This window comes from Streptomyces sp. NPDC007808 (assembly GCF_042868655.1).
Taxonomy (GTDB): domain Bacteria; phylum Actinomycetota; class Actinomycetes; order Streptomycetales; family Streptomycetaceae; genus Streptomyces.
The window spans coordinates 608670-625801 of the sequence record NZ_JBIAEQ010000001.1 but is presented as its reverse complement, the minus strand read 5'-3'; the positions used below and the strand labels follow the sequence as shown (position 1 = coordinate 625801).

Annotated in this window: 19 protein-coding genes; 9 read left to right on the top strand and 10 right to left on the bottom strand. The window is 72.5% G+C overall.

All coding sequences use genetic code 11. The features are described 5' to 3' along the window. Positions 1-231: 231 nt before the first annotated feature. Positions 232-624, bottom strand: a complete 393-nt coding sequence (locus tag ACFYNL_RS02745; protein WP_388795328.1) for a VOC family protein — start codon at positions 622-624, stop codon at positions 232-234. Positions 625-903: 279 nt separating this feature from the next. Between ACFYNL_RS02745 and ACFYNL_RS02740 the strand changes: the two genes are divergently transcribed. The 9 genes from ACFYNL_RS02740 (at position 904) to hypE (ending at position 9594) form a co-directional block, all read left to right on the top strand. Then, positions 904-1197 (top strand): ArsR/SmtB family transcription factor, encoded by a 294-nt coding sequence (locus tag ACFYNL_RS02740; RefSeq protein WP_388795325.1) that lies wholly within the window; start codon positions 904-906, stop codon positions 1195-1197. Continuing rightward, entirely contained in the window at positions 1194-1580 is a 387-nt protein-coding gene (locus ACFYNL_RS02735) for a VOC family protein (protein ID WP_388795322.1), read from the top strand. The genes ACFYNL_RS02740 and ACFYNL_RS02735 overlap by 4 nt, the downstream gene beginning before the upstream one ends. A gap of 124 nt (positions 1581-1704) precedes the next feature. After that, positions 1705-3414 (top strand): enoyl-CoA hydratase-related protein, encoded by a 1710-nt coding sequence (locus ACFYNL_RS02730; RefSeq protein WP_388795319.1) that lies wholly within the window; start codon positions 1705-1707, stop codon positions 3412-3414. Further along, positions 3411-3998, top strand: coding sequence for a hydrogenase maturation protease (locus tag ACFYNL_RS02725; protein ID WP_388795316.1), 588 nt, complete (start codon positions 3411-3413; stop codon positions 3996-3998). The genes ACFYNL_RS02730 and ACFYNL_RS02725 overlap by 4 nt, the downstream gene beginning before the upstream one ends. Before the next feature lie 50 nt (positions 3999-4048). Continuing rightward, on the top strand, positions 4049-4777 hold the full coding sequence (hypB, locus tag ACFYNL_RS02720) for a hydrogenase nickel incorporation protein HypB (RefSeq protein WP_388795313.1): 729 nt from the start codon (positions 4049-4051) through the stop codon (positions 4775-4777). Continuing rightward, complete coding sequence (gene hypF, locus ACFYNL_RS02715) at positions 4774-7107, top strand: carbamoyltransferase HypF (RefSeq protein WP_388795310.1); 2334 nt, start codon at positions 4774-4776, stop codon at positions 7105-7107. Before hypB ends, hypF begins: the two co-directional genes overlap by 4 nt. Before the next feature lie 3 nt (positions 7108-7110). After that, positions 7111-7392 carry a HypC/HybG/HupF family hydrogenase formation chaperone gene (locus ACFYNL_RS02710; protein WP_388795307.1) on the top strand — a complete coding sequence of 94 codons (282 nt, stop codon included), beginning with the start codon at positions 7111-7113 and terminating at the stop codon, positions 7390-7392. Next, positions 7389-8531, top strand: coding sequence for a hydrogenase formation protein HypD (gene hypD, locus ACFYNL_RS02705; RefSeq protein ID WP_388795304.1), 1143 nt, complete (start codon positions 7389-7391; stop codon positions 8529-8531). Before ACFYNL_RS02710 ends, hypD begins: the two co-directional genes overlap by 4 nt. Then, entirely contained in the window at positions 8524-9594 is a 1071-nt protein-coding gene (gene hypE / locus ACFYNL_RS02700; RefSeq protein WP_388795301.1) for a hydrogenase expression/formation protein HypE, read from the top strand. The genes hypD and hypE overlap by 8 nt, the downstream gene beginning before the upstream one ends. A gap of 54 nt (positions 9595-9648) precedes the next feature. On the opposite strand, the gene hypA is transcribed toward hypE, so the two are convergent. The 9 genes from hypA to ACFYNL_RS02655 form a co-directional block, all read right to left on the bottom strand. Further along, positions 9649-9999 carry a hydrogenase maturation nickel metallochaperone HypA gene (hypA, locus tag ACFYNL_RS02695; RefSeq protein WP_388795298.1) on the bottom strand — a complete coding sequence of 117 codons (351 nt, stop codon included), beginning with the start codon at positions 9997-9999 and terminating at the stop codon, positions 9649-9651. 7 nt (positions 10000-10006) lie between these two features. Next, positions 10007-10156: a hypothetical protein gene (locus tag ACFYNL_RS02690; protein ID WP_388795295.1), complete on the bottom strand. Its 150-nt coding sequence runs from the start codon at positions 10154-10156 to the stop codon at positions 10007-10009. Between the two features lie 73 nt (positions 10157-10229). Next, positions 10230-10436, bottom strand: coding sequence for a hypothetical protein (locus tag ACFYNL_RS02685; RefSeq protein WP_388795292.1), 207 nt, complete (start codon positions 10434-10436; stop codon positions 10230-10232). A 39-nt stretch (positions 10437-10475) separates the two neighbouring features. Next, on the bottom strand, positions 10476-11072 hold the full coding sequence (locus ACFYNL_RS02680) for a DUF5947 family protein (protein ID WP_388795289.1): 597 nt from the start codon (positions 11070-11072) through the stop codon (positions 10476-10478). Beyond that, positions 11069-11632, bottom strand: coding sequence for a NifU family protein (locus tag ACFYNL_RS02675; protein WP_388795287.1), 564 nt, complete (start codon positions 11630-11632; stop codon positions 11069-11071). The genes ACFYNL_RS02680 and ACFYNL_RS02675 overlap by 4 nt, the downstream gene beginning before the upstream one ends. Beyond that, complete coding sequence (locus ACFYNL_RS02670; protein ID WP_388795285.1) at positions 11625-13418, bottom strand: nickel-dependent hydrogenase large subunit; 1794 nt, start codon at positions 13416-13418, stop codon at positions 11625-11627. Before ACFYNL_RS02670 ends, ACFYNL_RS02675 begins: the two co-directional genes overlap by 8 nt. 69 nt (positions 13419-13487) lie before the next feature. Then, positions 13488-14576 (bottom strand): hydrogenase expression protein HypE, encoded by a 1089-nt coding sequence (locus tag ACFYNL_RS02665; RefSeq protein ID WP_388795283.1) that lies wholly within the window; start codon positions 14574-14576, stop codon positions 13488-13490. A gap of 1 nt (position 14577) precedes the next feature. Then, complete coding sequence (locus ACFYNL_RS02660; protein ID WP_388795280.1) at positions 14578-16110, bottom strand: hypothetical protein; 1533 nt, start codon at positions 16108-16110, stop codon at positions 14578-14580. Positions 16111-16259: 149 nt separating this feature from the next. Continuing rightward, a complete protein-coding gene (locus ACFYNL_RS02655) occupies positions 16260-17066 on the bottom strand; it encodes an aminoglycoside adenylyltransferase domain-containing protein (RefSeq protein ID WP_388795277.1) in 807 nt (268 codons plus the stop codon). Between the last annotated feature and the right edge of the window lie 66 nt (positions 17067-17132).

Below are 17132 nucleotides of genomic sequence, written 5' to 3'. Positions count from 1 at the left end.
CGGGTTCCCTCCGGTGTTCCACGGGGTGCCGCTGCCGTGCGCGCGCAGCGCGGCGACGGGGCCGCGGGCCACGGCAAGGCTCCTCGTCCGCGTGCCGCAGGAACGGCCGAGGTCGATTCCGGCCTCCGGGTGGTCCCACGCCGTGCGGTGGCCGAGCCCTCACCCCGCCACGACGGCGGAGTGCGGCGGCTCGCGGCTACGGCTCACGCGCGGCCCGCGCTGCTCGGCCGATCAGTCCTCCTGCAGTACGGCGAGCACGTTCCCGGCGGGGTCGGTGAACCATGCGATCGCCGCGGGACCCCCGTCGCCGACCCGGACGACGCCCTTGTCGTCGTGGTCGAACTCGGGGTAGCGCTCAAGGCCGACGCCCCGTCGCTCCAGTTCGGCGACGGCCGTCTCGATGTCGTCCACCGGGAAGTTCAGGATCGTGAACGTCGCGGGGGTGTGCCCCTCCTTGGGGTAGACGAAGACACGCGCACCACTGCCGAGCTTGAGGGTCAGCATCCGCATCTCCCCCTGCCCGGTCTCCTCCACGTCCAGGCCGAGAACCTCGCCGTAGAACCGGCGGGCCTCGTCGAGGTCGTCGACCGAGAAGCCGCTGAACGCCTGCGATTGTCCGAGCATGCCGTGTGCCTCCTTGGTGGTTGGACCGTCCTGATGCCCCAGCGCACACCACACGTGACACGGCCGCACCACACGCCGCGCCGTCCGCGTCCGGATGGTCGTGCCGCCTTCACCCCCACGAAACGGGGCCGAACGCGGTCATGCCTGCGACGACGGACCGGGCCTCGGCAGGTCCCGTGAGGCGGCCGGCGAGGTGAGCGGTGTGCGGTCCGCCGAATCGAGCCCGCCACGACGGGGCAGACCTTGATAGGCAAGTAGCCACTTGCGTATGGTGGGCGCGTGCCGGACGACATCTTCAAAGCCCTCGCCGACCCGACCCGCAGAAAGATCCTCGACGAGCTGACGGAGCGGAACGGTCAGACACTGTTCGAGATCTGCGCGCGGCTCACGACCAAGCACGGCCTGGGATCGTCCCGCCAGGCGATCAGCCAGCACCTCGCCGTTCTGGAAGCCGCGGGACTGGTCCGCACCCGGCGCCAGGGCCGCTACAAGTTCCACGACCTCACCACCGAACCGCTTGAGCGCCTCGTCACCCGTTGGCTCAGGCCCGAAACCCCGGAGAGCACCTCATGAGGATCCACATCACCAGCGTCTTCGTCGACGACCAGGAGCAGGCCCTGCGCTTCTACACGGACGTACTGGGCTTCGTGAAGAAGCACGACGTACCGGTGGGCACGGACCGGTGGCTGACCGTGGTCTCGCCGGAGGATCCCGACGGGACCGAACTCCTGCTCGAACCCTCGGGTCACCCCGCGGTGCAGCCGTACAAGACGGCGCTGGCCCAGGACGGCATCCCGGCCGCCTCCTTCGCCGTGGACGACGTGCGGGCGGAGTTCGAGCGGCTGCGCGCACTGGGCGTGCACTTCACCCAGGAGCCGCTGGAAATGGGCTCCATCACCGCCGCCGTCCTGGACGACACCTGCGGCAACCTCATCCAGATCGTGCACAGCAAGTAGGACGTACGCGAACGGCCCCCGTGTCCGTTCATGCAATCCGATTGGCGGAAGAGATGCCCTCATGGCCGGCGAAACGCCGCCGTGGTCCTTCTCGCCCCTCGGTAAACCGGCGAACATCCCCGTCATGGAGATCTTGCTCGTCGCCAGCGCGTTCAACAGCCTGTCCCAGCGCGTGTACGCGGAACTGTCGGACCAGGGGCACCGGGTGGACGTCGTGCTCGCCTCGCACGGCGCCGATGCCGTGCGGGCCGCCGTACGCGCCTCCCGCCCGGAGCTGATCATCGCTCCCATGCTCAAGACGGCGTTGCCGGAGGACGTGTGGCGGGAGCACACCTGCCTCATCGTGCATCCGGGACCACCCGGTGACCGCGGCCCGTCGTCGCTGGACTGGGCGATCGCCGAGGAGGCCTCCCACTGGGGAGTGACGGTGCTCCAGGCCCAGGCGGCCATGGACGCCGGGGACGTGTGGGCCGCCCGCACCTTCCCGGTGCCGCCGGTCGGCAAGAGCGACCTGTACCGGGGCGAGGTGTCCGACGCCGCCTCGGCCGCGGTCCTGCTGGCCGTGCGGCGTTACGCCGAAGGATCGTTCAAGCCGCAGGCCCAGAGCGACCCCTCGATCCGCGTGGTGTGGCGGGACTTCCTGCGCCAGGAGCGGCGACGGATCGACTGGGACGAGGACAGCACCGCGACGGTCCTGCGCAAGCTCCGGGGCGCCGACTCCCAGCCGGGGGTGCTGGACGAACTCCTGGGCCAGGAGGTGTTCCTGCACGGCGGACACCCCGAGGACCGGCTTCGGGGACGCCCCGGTGAACTGCTCGCCACACGCGCCGGAGCGATCTGCCGGGCCACGGTGGACGGCGCGGTGTGGATCCCCGAGCTGCGCCCCCGCAAGAACTCCGGCGACCCGGCGCCGTTCCGCCGCCCGGCCGCCTCCGTGCTGGCCTCGCTCCCGAAAGCGGCACAGCTGCGGCTCACCGAGGTCGCCGCGCCCCTCGAACTCTCCCCCGGCCGGCTCACCTGGTCCGACATCCGCTACCGGCAGCACGGCGATGTCGGCTTCCTCGCCTTCTCGTTCCCCGGCGGGGCGATGAGCACCAGTCACTGCCGCCGGCTGCTCGCCGCCTACCGGTACGCGCTCACCCGCCCGACCCGGGTGCTCGTCCTCGGCGGCACCCGTGACTTCTTCTCCAACGGCATCCATCTGAACGTCATCGAGGCGGCCGCCGACCCGGCCGGCGAATCCTGGGCCAACCTCAACGCCCTGAACGACCTGGTCGAAGCCGTGCTGCGCACCACCGACCGCCTGGTGGTGGCGGCGCTGGGCGGCAACGCCGCGGCCGGCGGCGTGATGCTGGCCCTGGCCGCCGACGAGGTGTGGTGCCGCTCGGGCGCCGTCCTCAACCCGCACTACCGCAGGATGGGCCTGTACGGCTCCGAGTTCTGGACGTACACGCTGCCGCGCCGCGTCGGAGCCGAGACGGCGGAGCGGCTGGTGACCGAGGCACTGCCGCTGAGTTCGGCGAACGCCCTGGAGATCGGCCTGGTCAACCGTCTGGTGCATGTGTCGGCGCAGGAGTTCGGCGCCGAGGTGGAGCACCTGGCGGCCGCGCTCGCCGACGAGCCGGACCTGGCGCGCCGTGTCGCCGCGAAGGCCGCGGTCCGCCGCGCGAGCGAGGAGCGGCACCCGCTCGCCGAGTACCGGCGGGACGAACTGGCCCGTATGCGCGCGATCCTCTTCGATCCGCACGCCCCCTACCACGCCCTGCGTTCGGCGTTCGTCCGCAAGCAGCCGGGCGGCTCCCCCGATCCGCTGGCCATCGCGGGCGCGCGGTGAGCGCGCGGCTGCTGGTGGCGGGGGTCGGCAACATCTTCCTCGCCGACGACGCCTTCGGCCCCGAGGTGATCCGCGCCCTGGACCGGCGCCCGCTGCCGCCCGAGGTGCGGGTGCGGGACTTCGGCATCCGCGGGATGGATCTCGCGTACGAACTCCTCGCCGGCCACGACACGGTGCTCCTGGTCGACGCGGCGGCCCGGGGGCACCGGCCGGGCACCCTCACGCTGGTCGAGCCGGACCTCCCCGACCGTGCCGCGGGCGGCTGCCCGCCCGAGGCGCACGGTATGGATCCGGCGAAGGTCCTGGCCCTGGCGGCCCACCTGGGCGACGAACCGCTCCCCCGCGTCCTCGTCCTCGCCTGCGAACCCGAGGTGCTGCCCCGCGGGGACGAGGACATCGCCCCCGGGATGAGCGCGACGGTGCGCGACGCGGTGGAACGGGCCGTCGTCGCCCTGCACCGCATGGTCCCGGTACTGCTGGCCGACCCGGCGGCCACTGCTTCGTTGAGCCGCCCGGACGAATCCGCCGCCCTGTCCCCGGCCGGGCTCCGGGGCACGGTCGGCGGTGGCACGCAGGATCGATAGCGGACCGGTACCCCGGTTCGTACCGCATTCGACCGCGAGGAGCAGCGCCCATGTGCGAGTCCGTGGACGAGGTCACACAGGCCGTCCTGGCGAAGAACGACGGCCTGGCCGCGAGCCTGCGCGCCGAACTGGCCCGGCGCGGGGTCGGCGTGGTCAACCTGCTGTCCAGTCCGGGCAGCGGCAAGACCGAGCTGCTCGGCCGTGTGCTGGCCCGGGCGGTGGAGCGGCACGTCCCGGTGGCCGCCCTCACCGCGGACCTGGCGACCGAGAACGACGCCCACCGGCTCGCCCGCTCCGGGGCGCCGGTGAAGCAGCTGCTGACCGACGGGCTGTGCCATCTGGAGGCCCGGCAGCTGCGCGGCCATGTGGAGGACTGGCTGCCCGGGGACACCACGCTGCTGTTCGTGGAGAACGTCGGCAACCTGGTGTGCCCGGCCTCCTACGACCTCGGCGAGAGCATGCGGATCGTTCTCATGGCGGTGACGGAGGGCGAGGACAAGCCGCTGAAGTACCCCACGGCGTTCGGCTCCGCCCATCTGGTGGTGCTCACCAAGACCGATCTGGCCGGGCCCGCCGGCTTCGACGCGGCGGCCTTCGAGGCCAACGTGCAGCGCGTGAATCCCGGCGTACGGGTGCTGCGGTCCTGTGCCCGCAGCGGTGAGGGCGTCGACGCGCTCCTGGAGCTGGTGCTCGCCGTACGGGACGGTTCCCCCGTCCATCGGCCCCCGCTCGCGCCGCACCCGCACGGACACGTCCACGCGGCGAGCCCCGTCTCGTGACGGCGCCCGTCACCCAGGCGGTACGCCGCCGGGTCACGGTGCGCGGCACGGTGCAGGGAGTGGGGTTCCGCCCGTTCGTGCACCGGCTGGCCACCGAGCTCGCGTTGGCCGGGTTCGTGAGCAACACCGCGAGCGGCGTGGTCGTCGAGGTGGAGGGTCCGCCGGACGGTGTCGCCCGCTTCTGCGCGCGGCTGTCCACGGAGCCGCCACCGCTGGCCGCGGTCACCGCCGTCGGGTTCGAGGACCTGCCCGTCGTCGGAGCCGACGACACCTTCACGATCCGGTCCACCGACCGCTCCCCCGGTCGCACGCTCCTACCGCCGGACACCGCGACCTGCGCCGACTGCCTGCGCGAGCTGGCCGATCCGGCCGACCGCCGCCACCGGCACCCCTTCATCACCTGCACCCACTGCGGGCCCCGCTTCACCATCGCCACGGCCATGCCGTACGACCGGGCGGTCACGACCATGACCGACTTCCCGATGTGCCCCCGCTGCGCCCGGGAGTACGGCGATCCCGGCGACCGCCGCTTCCACGCCCAGCCGGTGGCCTGCCCGGACTGCGGTCCCCGGCTGCGCCTCACGCCCGCCGCCGGCGGCGATGTCCGCGCCGCGCGGGACACCGAGGCGGTGGCCGCGGCCCGAAAGCTGCTGGCGGCCGGTCGGATCGTCGCCGTCAAGGGGCTCGGCGGCTACCACCTGGCGTGCGACGCCACCGACGCACGGGCCGTCGACACCCTGCGCACCCGCAAGGCGCGCGGCGGCAAGCCGTTCGCGGTGATGTGCGCGGACCTCGACGCCGTCCGCCGGATCGCCGCGCCCTCCCCCGCCGAACTCGCCGCGCTGACCGGCCCCCGGCGCCCCATCGTCCTGCTGCGCCGAAGCGCACGGCACGAGGTGCTCGCCCCCGGTGTGTGTCCCGGCAGCCCGCACCTCGGCGTGATGCTGCCGTACACCCCTGTGCACACCCTGCTCTTCGGGCTGCCCGGCGATCCGCCGGGCCCGCGGGTGCTGGTCATGACGAGCGGCAACCGCTCGGGGGAGCCGATCGTCACGGACGACGACGAGGCGCTGACCCGGCTGGCCGGGCTGGCCGACGCATGGCTCGCCCACGACCGGGTCATCGCCTCGCCGTGCGACGACTCCCTGCTGCGGGTGCGCGCCGACGGCGCCGAGCAGGTGCTGCGCCGCTCCCGCGGGTACGTGCCCCGTCCGCTGCGGCTGCCGGTGACGGTGCGGCCGGCGCTCGCGGTGGGCGGCGACCTGAAGAACGCGCTGTGCGTGGGTGAGGGCGACCAGGCCTGGTTCGGGCCGCACATCGGCGACATGGGCGACCTGGCCACGCTGGAGGCGGCCCGGCTGGCGGAGTCCCACATGGCCCGCCTGACCGGCGTGAGCCCCGAACTGGTCGCCGCGGACCGGCACCCGGGGTACCACTCGGCGCGGTGGGCGCGGCGGCGGGCGTCCCGGATGCCCGTGGCCACTGCGGTGTCCGTCCAGCACCACCACGCGCACGTCGCCTCGGCGATGGCCGAGCACGGCCTGGACGGCACCACCCCCGTCATCGGTGTCGCATTCGACGGCACGGGCTACGGCGACGACGGCACCGTCTGGGGCGGCGAGATCCTGCTCGCCGACTACACGGGCTTCCGGCGCTACGGTCATCTGACCCCTGCCCCGCTCCCCGGCGGGGACGCGGGTGTCGCCAACCCCTGTCGGCTGGCGCTGGCGCGGTTGTGGGCCGCGGGCCTGCGCTGGGACCCGGACCTGCCCTGCGTGGCCGCCTGCGAGCCCGGGGAACTCCTCCTGCTGGAAGCGCAGTTGAGTCGCTCGGTGGCGACAGTGGCGACCTCCAGCATGGGCCGGCTCTTCGACGCCGTGTCGTCCCTGGTGGGCGTCTGCCATCGCGCCGAGTACGAGGCCCAGGCGGCCCTGGAGCTGGAGTCGGCGGCCGTGACGGCCTGGGACGCGGACGGGCCGGCGTACGACTTCGGTCTCGTGGACGGCGTATGCGACCCGGCACCCGTGCTCGGCGCCCTCGTCGCCGACCTGCGCCGGGGCACCCCGGCGCCCGTCCTCGCCGCCCGTTTCCACCGGGCCGTCGCGCGGGCCGTTCAGCAGATCTGCCGGCGGGCGCGCCGGGACACCGGTCTGGCCACCGTCGCCCTGACCGGCGGGGTCTTCGCCAACGCGCTGCTGGAGGAGGAGTGCACCCGGCTGCTGGCCGGGGACGGCTTCACGGTGCTGCGGCACGGCGAAGTCCCGCCGAACGACGGCGGGTTGGCCCTCGGCCAGCTGGTGGTCGCGGCGCACGGACGACAGAAGGAGTGACCCATGTGTTTGGCAGTGCCCGGCAAGGTCGTGGCCATCGAGGTCGGCGCCGACCCGCTCACCGGGCTGATCGACTTCGGCGGAGTGCAGAAACAGGCGTGCCTGGAGTACGTCCCCGATGTGCGGGTCGGTGAGTACGTCATCGTGCACGTCGGGTTCGCGCTCCAGCGTCTGGACGAGGAGTCGGCCCTGGCCTCGCTGAAGCTCTTCGAGGAACTGGGGCTGCTGGAGGAGGAGTTCGGGGACGCCTGGGAGCAGGCGGCGAAGGAGGCGGGAACCGCGTGAGGTACATCGACGAGTTCAACGACCCCGAGCTGGCCCGTCGGCTGCTGGAGGAGATCCGCGCCACCGCCACCCGGCCCTGGGCCCTGATGGAGGTGTGCGGCGGGCAGACGCACTCGATCATCCGGCACGGCATCGATCAACTGCTGCCGGAGCAGGTGGAGTTGATCCACGGACCCGGCTGTCCGGTGTGCGTCACGCCCCTGGAGGTCATCGACAAGGCACTGGAGATCGCCGCGCGGCCCGGGGTGATCTTCTGCTCCTTCGGCGACATGCTCCGGGTTCCGGGCACCGACCGCGACCTGTTCCGGGTCAAGGGCGAGGGCGGTGACGTACGGGTGGTCTACTCACCGCTCGACGCCCTGGAGCTGGCCCGGCGCAACCCGGACCGCGAGGTGGTGTTCTTCGCCATCGGCTTCGAGACGACGGCCCCCGCCAACGCCATGGCCGTGCACCAGGCGCGCCGGGAGGGCCTGGCCAACTTCAGTCTGCTGGTCTCCCACGTGCGGGTGCCCCCGGCCGTCGAGGCCATCATGACGGCACCGAGCTGCCGGGTGCAGGGCTTCCTGGCCGCCGGGCACGTGTGCAGCGTGATGGGCACCGCCGAGTACCCGGAGCTCGCCGAGCGGTTCCGCGTCCCGATGGTGGTGACCGGCTTCGAACCGCTGGACATCCTGGAGGGCATCCGCCTGGCGGTCCGCCAGCTGGAGCGCGGGGAGCACCGGGTGGAGAACGCCTACCCGCGTGCCGTGCGCGAGGAGGGCAACCCGGCCGCGGTGCGCATGATCGAGGAGGTCTTCGAGGTCACCGACCGCAACTGGCGCGGGATCGGGCCGATCCCGAAGAGCGGCTGGCGGCTGACGGAGGCCTTCCGCGCCTACGACGCCGAGCACCGCTTCGACGTCTCGGGCATCCGTACCGAGGAGCCCGCCGAGTGCCGCAGCGGCGAGGTGCTGCAGGGGCTGATCAAGCCGACCGAGTGCGCCGCGTTCGGCACCACCTGCACCCCGCGCACCCCGCTCGGCGCCACCATGGTCTCCAGCGAGGGCGCCTGCGCGGCCTACTACCTGTACCGCCGGATGAGCGCGACGACGCCGAGGGCCGACCGGTCCGCGCGTGAGGAGATGAACCCCGTTGCCTGAACGACTCGCCGATGTGGTCGACCCGGCCGGCTGGACCTGCCCCGCTCCCCTGCGCGACCAGCCGGTCGTGGTGATGGGACACGGTGGCGGAGGGGCCCTGTCGGCCGAGCTGATGGAGCAGGTCTTCGTCCCCGCCTACGGCAACGCCACCCTCGCCGCGCTCACCGACTCCGCCGTCCTGGAGCTGGGCGGGGCGCGGCTGGCGTTCTCCACCGACTCGTACGTGGTCCGGCCGCTGTTCTTCCCCGGCGGCTGCCTCGGTGACCTCGCGGTCAACGGCACCGTCAACGATCTGGCGATGAGCGGTGCCAGGCCCGCGTACCTCTCCGCCGCCTTCGTGCTGGAGGAGGGCGTGGAGCTGACCGTGGTCGAGGGCATCGCACGGGCCATGGGGGCGGCGGCCGAGGCCGCCGGGGTCACGATCGCGACGGGTGACACCAAGGTGGTGGAGTCCGGGCACGGTGACGGCGTGTACGTCACCACGGCAGGTGTGGGGCTCGTGCCCGACGGGGTGGACATCCGGCCGCAGCGGGCGCGGCCCGGGGACGCCGTCATCGTCAGCGGGCCGATCGGGCTGCACGGAGTCGCGATCATGAGCGTCCGGGAAGGGCTGGAGTTCGGCGTGGAGGTCGCCAGCGACACGGCGCCGCTGGCGGATCTGGTGGCGGCGATGCTGGCCGTCACCGCGGACATCCATGTGCTGCGGGATCCCACCAGGGGTGGTCTGGCGGCGGCCCTCAACGAGATCGCCCGTGCTTCCGGGACCGGTGTGCGGCTGCGCGAGCGGGACGTTCCGGTGCCGGACGCGGTGGCGAACGCCTGCGGGTTCCTGGGGCTCGACCCCCTGTACGTGGCCAACGAGGGCCGGCTGGTCGCCTTCGTGCCGCCGTCGGCCGCCGAGGAGGTCCTCGCGGCGATGCGCGCCCATCCGCAGGGCGCCGGGGCCGCGCTGATCGGCGAGTGCGTCGCCGACCACCCCGGCATGGTCGTGGTCGCCACCGGGCTCGGCGGCACCAGGGTGGTGGACCTGCCGCTGGGCGAGCAGTTGCCGCGCATCTGCTGACGGGCGTGACGGGGCCCCGCCGGTGCGTGCGTGCACCGGCGGGGCCCCGTCATGTCAGGGCATGGCCGGTTCGATCGCGGTGATCTCCAGTTCCCGGCCGCTGCGCAGCTCGGTGGAGGGCCGGTCGCAGCGCGGGCACCAGAAGAACGGCGGCATGCCCACCGCGAACTCCTCGGTGCAGGGCTCGCACCAGGCCTGCGCGGGCACCTGCTCGACCACGAGGCGTGCCGTGGCGAGGGCGGTGCCGTCACGGGCCACCTCGAAGGCGAAGTCCAGGGCGTCGGGGACGACCCCGGCCAGTTCGCCGACTCTGACGGTCACCGCGGCAACGGTGTCCGTCCCGTCGGCCCGGGCCAGTTCCCCGGCCCGCTCGACGATCGCGGTCGCGACGGACAGTTCGTGCACGGCCGGCTCACGGGTAGCGGTGGCCGGCGCGGAATCCGCCGGCCATGCGCCAGATCCGCATCTCCCGCCGCAGGCTGGGCAGCTCCCAGGCCAGCAGGGCCAGCGCGGCGGCGCCCATCACGACGGCCTCCGCCTTCAGCACCCGTCGGCCGCTCATCGCGGCTCCTCTGCCCGCGGTGGCGGACGTACGTGCCAGTTGGACGTTCATTGCGGCGACTCCCAGCTGTGTGTCATCCCGGCGAGATGTTCGGCATGGACTCCGCGAGGGCGTCGTGCCGCTTCCAATGGATCCCGGTGGACCGGCGCGCGTCGGAGGTGCCGTCCGCGTGGTGACCGGTCTGGTCCTTGTACCGGCCCCTGTTGCCCTGGTGCATCCCGGTCACGTGCCGGGGGGTGTCGGGCCTTGCCTGGGCCTTGCCCACTCTGATGGTGCCCATGGGTGATCTCCTTCCTCGTCCGCGCCGTGCGGCGTACGCTCACGACCGCTCGGCGAGCTCCCCGAAGAACTGCTCGACGGCCGGCCAGATCCGGCCGCCGCCGGACAGGCCCCGCCATTCCCGCCGTACGACGGCGACCATCCGGTAGCAGTCGTCGATCGGGACGATCCAGTGGTGGTCGAGGCCGTGGACGGTGTTCACCAGCAGTGCCTCCACCTCGGGTTCCACGCCGGCGAGCTGCGGACACGTCTCGGTCAGCCGCTGCCAGGCCGAGGCGTCCACCTCCCACCGCATGGCACCCGCCGGGCTGGGCCCCTGGGCGGTGACCGTGCCGTCCGCCCGGGGCACGAAGAAGACCAGTCCGACGGGTACGCCCAGGACGGCCGTGTCGACCCGGGGCAACCGGATCCGGCGCCGGGGCACCAGCCGGTAGTGGCCGTCGCCCGCCCCGCCCCGGTCGAACAGCACCGAGCAGGGGCCGCAGGCGCAGTGCACCTCGTCCTTCGCGGTGTCGTAGAGGTGGGCGTGGTCACCGGCCACCGGCGCGGCGCACAGGTCGCACGCCTCCGCCTCGGCCGTCGCGGTGCGGTCGGCCGAGGAGCGGATGAGGCGGGCCAGGGCGCCGTCCGTGGTCACGGTGTGCCCCGGTGGGTGAGGGTGGCCAGCGGGACGAAGGCCGGCGCCTGCCGCCGGTCGGGGGCGGCCGGCAGCGGTTCCACGGCCGCCAGTTCCGGAGCGGCGGCGAGCACGGCCGCCCGCACCGCGTCGGTGACGTCGTCCGTGCCGGAGCCGCACCCCGAGCCGCACCCGCCGCCGGAGCTGAGGCGCACCCGGGCCACCTCGCCCTCGACACCGGCCCACTCGACGTCGCCGCCGCGCTCGCGCACCGCGGGGCGCAGCCGCTCGACCGCGCGGGCCGCCCGGCGTTCGGCGGGCTCGGGGTGGATGTCGTGCAGCACCAGCAGGTGGTCGAGCAGCTCGTCGTCGGCGAGGCGTTCGGCCAGAGCGGCGTCCGCGAGGTCCAGGACGCGGGCCAGTGCCTCGCCGTAGACCTCGGTGAGCAGCCGTACCGCCTCGGTCGCCGGGCGGGTGGTGGGGCCGGGCGCGGACTCCAGGCTCTCCAGGACCTCGTCGAGGCGGGCCAGCCGGGCCTCGACGTCCGGGGCGGCCAGTCGTGGCGCGCCGGACTCAGCCATGGTTCGCTCCGTACGTCGGCGAGTGCAGGGTGGTCAGGGTCTTGCCCTTGCCGACGTACATGTGGACACCGCACGGCAGGCACGGGTCGAAGCTGCGGACGGTGCGCATGATGTCGACGCCCTTGAAGTCGTCGGGGCCGTTCTCCTCGAAGATCGGCTGGCCCTGGACGGCGTCCTCGTACGGGCCGGGGGTGCCGTACATGTCGCGGGGGCTGGCGTTCCACGGGGTGGGGGGGTACGGGTGGTAGTTGGCGATCTTCTTGTCCTTGATCACCAGGTGGTGGGAGAGGACGCCGCGCACCGCCTCGTGGAAGCCGCAGCCGATGGCCTCGTCGGGTACCTCGTAGTTCTCGAAGACCTTGGTGTCGCCGGCGCGGACCAGGCCCATGGCCTCTTCGAGGAACTGCAGGGACATGGCGGCCGCGTAGGCGATGAAGTAGGGGCGGGCGCGGTCCCGTTCGAGGGTGTTGCTCCACCTCGGGATGTGCCACTCCAGGGTGGTCTCCGGCAGGCTCTCGCCCTTCGGCAGCGAGATGCGGACGCTGGTGCCGGTGGCCTTGACGTAGGGGGTGTCGACGATGCCGCTGAGCGCGGTGGACCACAGCCGGGCCAGCGGGCCGCCGCCGGTGTCCAGGGCGAGGTGGTCCCCGGTGCGCGGGTCGAGCCAGCGCGGGCTCATCACCCAGCTGTACTTGTCGTCGAAGTTCCGCTTCTGCGGCACCGGGACCGTCGTCTGGTTCCACGGGTGGCGCATGTCGACGGGGTTGCCGAGCGGGTCGTGGGTGACGAAGGGGTCCTCGTTCACCCAGTCCTCGTAGAACGAGCTGCCCAGCATGATGCGCAGACCGAGGTTGATGTCGACGAGGTTGTTGGTGACCAGTTCGCCGTCGACCACGATGCCCGGGGTGACGTACATCGCCTTGCCCCAGGTGTTCATCGTCTCGTAGCGGTAGTCGACGACCTTGGGGTCCTGGAAGGCGCCCCAGCAGCCCAGCAGGACGCGGCGGCGGCCGACCTCCTCGTAGCCGGGCAGGGCCTCGTAGAAGAAGTCGAAGACGTCGTCGTTGAGGGCCACCGCCTTCTTGATGAAGTCGATGATCCGCATGAGCCGGCTGAGGTAGTCGGTGAAGACGGTGGGTGTCGGCATCGTGCCGACACCCCCCGGGTACAGCGTGGACGGGTGGACGTGCCGCCCCTCCATCAGGCAGAACATCTCGCGCGTGATCCGGCTGACCTTCAGGGCTTCCTTGTAGATCTCGCCCTCGAAGGGGTTGAAGGCCCGCATGATGTCGGCGATGGTCCGGTAGCCGTGGATGTCGCCGCGGGGGGCCTCGGTGCGTTCCGCGCGGGCCAGTACCGAGGGGTTGGTGGCCTTGACCATCGCCTCGCAGAAGTCCACGAAGACCAGGTTGTCCTGGAAGATCGTGTGGTCGAACATGTACTCGGCCGCCTCGCCGAGGTTGACGATGTGCTCGGCGAGCAGCGGCGGCTTGACGCCGTACGCCATCTGCTGGGCGTAGTCGGAGCAGGTGGTGTGGTTGTCTCCGCAGATGCCGCAGATGCGGGACGTGATGAACCCGGCGTCGCGCGGGTCCTTGCCCTTCATGAACACCGAGTAGCCGCGGAACAGCGACGAGGTGCTGTGGCACTCCACGACTTCCCTGTTGGCGAAGTCGATCTTCGTGTAGATGCCCAGGTTCCCGATGATCCGGGTGATCGGATCCCAGGACATGTCCACGAGCTGTGGTGGTTTGCGCTCCGTGGGCCGGGCCTCGGTGGTCGTCATCTGCGGTACTGCCCCTCGCTGTAGGTGTTCGGTGGCCGGGTGGTGGGTGGGGTGGCTGGGCGTCCGGTGTCAGGGACGCCAGCGCGGGTTGTAGCCGCTGGTGAGCTTGCGCTTGTTGTGGCGCCACCTGGGTTCGTGGTTGACCAGCTCGTTCGTCATGCCGCGCAGGCGGCGGATGACGGCGCCGTACGGCTTGATGGCGAGCGACGACAGGGTGCCGCCGGGCGGCTCGTCCATGAACGGCATGAACGCGTCGGGGAAGCCGGGCATGGTGCAGCCGATGCAGATGCCGCCGACGTTCGGGCAGCCGCCCAGGCCGCCCATCCAGCCGCGCTTGGGCACGTTGCAGTTGACGACCGGACCCCAACAGCCCGTCTTGACCAGGCATTTGGGCGAGTTGTAGTCCTTCGCGAAGCTCGCCTGCTCGTAGTAGGAGCCGCGGTCGCAGCCCTCGTGCACGGTCTTTCCGAACAGCCACTGCGGGCGCAGCATGTGGTCCAGCGGTGGCGGGGGCGCGGAGCCGGCCGCGTGGTAGAGGACCCAGACCAGGGTCTCCATGAAGTTCTCGGGCTGGATCGGGCAGCCGGGCACGTTCACCACGGGCAGGCCGGCCTTGGACTTGAAGTCCCAGCCCAGGTAGTCCGCGAGACCCATGCAGCCGGTCGGGTTGCCGGCCATCGCGTGGATGCCGCCGAAGGTGGCGCAGGTGCCCGCGGCCACCACCGCCCACGCCTTCGGGGCGAGCTGGTCGATCCACCAGTTCAGGGTCTGCGGTTCGCCGGTCTCCGGGTCGTTGCCGAAGGATGTCCAGTAACCGTCGCCCTTGATGATGTTCTGGTTGGGGATCGAACCCTCGATGACCAGGATGAACGGTGACAAATCGCCCCGAGCCGCCGCCCGGTAGGGAACGAGGAAGTCCTCGCCGCCGAGGCTCGGCGACAGCACCTTGTTGACCAGGTTCACCTTCGGCAGGCCGGGGATGAGACCGAGCACCAGGTCCTCGATCGACGGCTGGTCGGCGGCGGTCAGGGAGACCGTGTCGCCGTCGCAGCTCATCCCCTCCGAGATCCAGAGGATGGTGATCTCGTCGATGCCCTGCCGGTCCTCGGCGCGACTGGGTTCGCCGCTGACCTCCGTGGTACTGCTGTGCGTCGTCATGTCATCGGCCTCCGGCTGCGGGGGATTCGGATGGGGCGGACTTCGGGGCGGGGTCCAGGGGCTCGACTTCGTCGGGCCGGAAGTAGTGGAAGCGGCCGTACCAGGTGTGCAGTTCGGCCGCGGGATCGTCGTCGAGCGTGACCGCGAACTGCACGCTGCCGTCCACGTCGTGGAAGACGGCAGCGACCTCGGCGGTCCGCCCGGCCAGGAACATGTCCTGGGCGTCGGCGTTGCGTCGCGGGCTGAGCCGCACCCGGCTGCCGCCGCCTAGGGGAACGCCGTCGACCAGCACCGTGTCGGTGGTCGGGGAGAGCCCTTCGTCGGCGCCCTCCTGCCACCAGGCCGGGCGCTCGGGCGGGGCGGACGCGGGCACCGGCGCGGCCGGGGCCAGTGAGCGGACGGCGCCGTGCAGGCGTGCGAAGACCTCCGGGGGCATGGTCTCGACCCGGTCGAGGATCGCGGCGGCCCGTGCGTCGGTGGCGCGTGCCTCGCGCTTCTCCTCGTCGGTCAGCAGCATCGTCCGCAGGGTGAGGATCTCGTCGATCTCGGCCGCGTCGTGCAGGTCTCCGGGGCTCTCCGGGGCCACCTGGGGGTGGTCGGGGAGGATGATCGGGGCCGACAGGACCACGGGGCCGGTGCCGGCTTCGCCGTCGGGCGAGGGGGCGGGTTCCGCACCGGGGAGGGTGCCGCCGAGGACGGGGAAGGTGAACTCGTTGCGGCAGGCGCGTACGTGGGCGGCCAGGTCCTCGGGCGGGTCGATCAGCGAGACGAACTCCACCGCGCCACCGCCGATCAGGGTGTGGGTCGCGATGAGCGCGCGGCGCAGCGCCTCGTCGCGCGCGGTGCCCGGCCGCGGCGCGGGCCCCGTGTTCGCGGTGCGCACCTGGAGCCGGCAGATCTCCGGCGTCAGCGGTTCGGCGGCGACCGTGACGCTCGCCCGCACCTCTTCGCGACACCGCTCCACGCGCCCGGCGTGTCCCGGCAGCGGCTCGATCTCCGCACCGGCCTCGGACACCACGGGAACCGTGTGCTCACCGTGCAGCAGATCGGCCAGGGGGACGGTGACGTCGGCCTCACGCGGCACCGCCTCGTCGAACGTCAGGTGCACCGTGCCGTCGTCGGTGCGCAGCGACTCGACGGCGCGGTGGTCCCCGGCCCGGCCGGTCGCCTCCCACACCTGCTTGCGCTGCATCTGCAGGTACCGGAGCCTGACCCGCACCTCGGCGTCGGGCCGCCGGATCCGCACCAGGCACTCGGTTTGCTGGTACCAGGAGTCGGCGGAACCGGAGAGCCCCGGGACCACCGGGCCGTCCGCTTCCACCCAGTCCCGGGGGAAGAGCACACCGAACTGCCATCGCACCCGGTTCTTCGCCGAGGAGCGGCGGTACGGGTAGAGCAGATACCCCTCGTAGAGGACGGCGTCGGCGACGGCACTCACCTGCTCGAAGGCGCGCAGGGCCGGATCGGACGGCAGGTCCGTGCCGCCGCTCGGGGCAGCACAAGCCGTGCCGCGTTCGGCCAATCCCTCGGACATCGCGCCTCCTCGCCGCCGTGTGCACGCCGATCCCTTCCACCACGGTCACACCCTTCACTCCTCCTCGCCCCTCCGGCGCAGCATCACTGAGCCGTTCGGGCGGCGGGACCGCGCGACGCACACGGGGCCGGGAGGCGGGCGCCGTTGCCTCAGCGGGTCCGGCACCTCTCGGCCGTCTCGTCGACGCGTTCGGCCACCCAGGCCAGGAAGGCGCGCACATCGGTGGTCGGCAGAGCGGCCGCGTCGCCGCGGGAGGGGCGTTCATAGCTGCGCAGGGCGGCGTTCACGAGCGCCCGGAACGGCTCCTCGGCCGCCGCGACCGCCTTCGCCGCCCGGCGCTTGGCCTGCCAGCGGCCCGTACGGCAGAACTGCACGGAGCGGCAACCGTTGAGGACCCGGTTGTCCGCGAGATGGCCTTCGCCGGCGCTGTGCTCGCGCACCGAGGCACGGACCGCGCTCAGCACGTCGGCACGGGCGGGCTCGGCGATCACCTCCGCCGCCGGCCTGCCGTACAGCACACGCCCCGCCCGGTGCGCGACGGAACGGTCGAGGACGTACCAGAACGCCGGGGACTCGGCCGGATCGAAGCTGACCTTGCCGGGCAGCGACGGGCCGGTGTTGAGGTCCAGCAGGTATCCGGCCTCGCCGGACGGCCGGGCCGCGAAGTCCGCGCCGTAGACCACCAGCTCCAGGCCCGCCGCGGGGCAGGGCAGCGCGGGGTGCGCGAGTACGGCGGCCAGTTCGGGCGGCGCGGCCCCGGGAAGCGCCCCGTCCACGACCACGGTCACGTCGATGTCGCTGCGCCCGTGCCGGTAGTCGCCGAGCGCGACCGAACCGACGGCGATGACGCTCACCAGGTGAGTTCCGCACACGGCCCGCGTGCGGTGGACGAGTTCCTGGAGGTAGGGGCGGAGTTCGGCCGGTACGGAGTTCGGGTCCACGGGAGTACGGGTCATACCGTCAGTGTCGGTTCCGGTGCGCGGCGGGGCATACGGCGAGCGCCCACGGACCCGGCACCCACT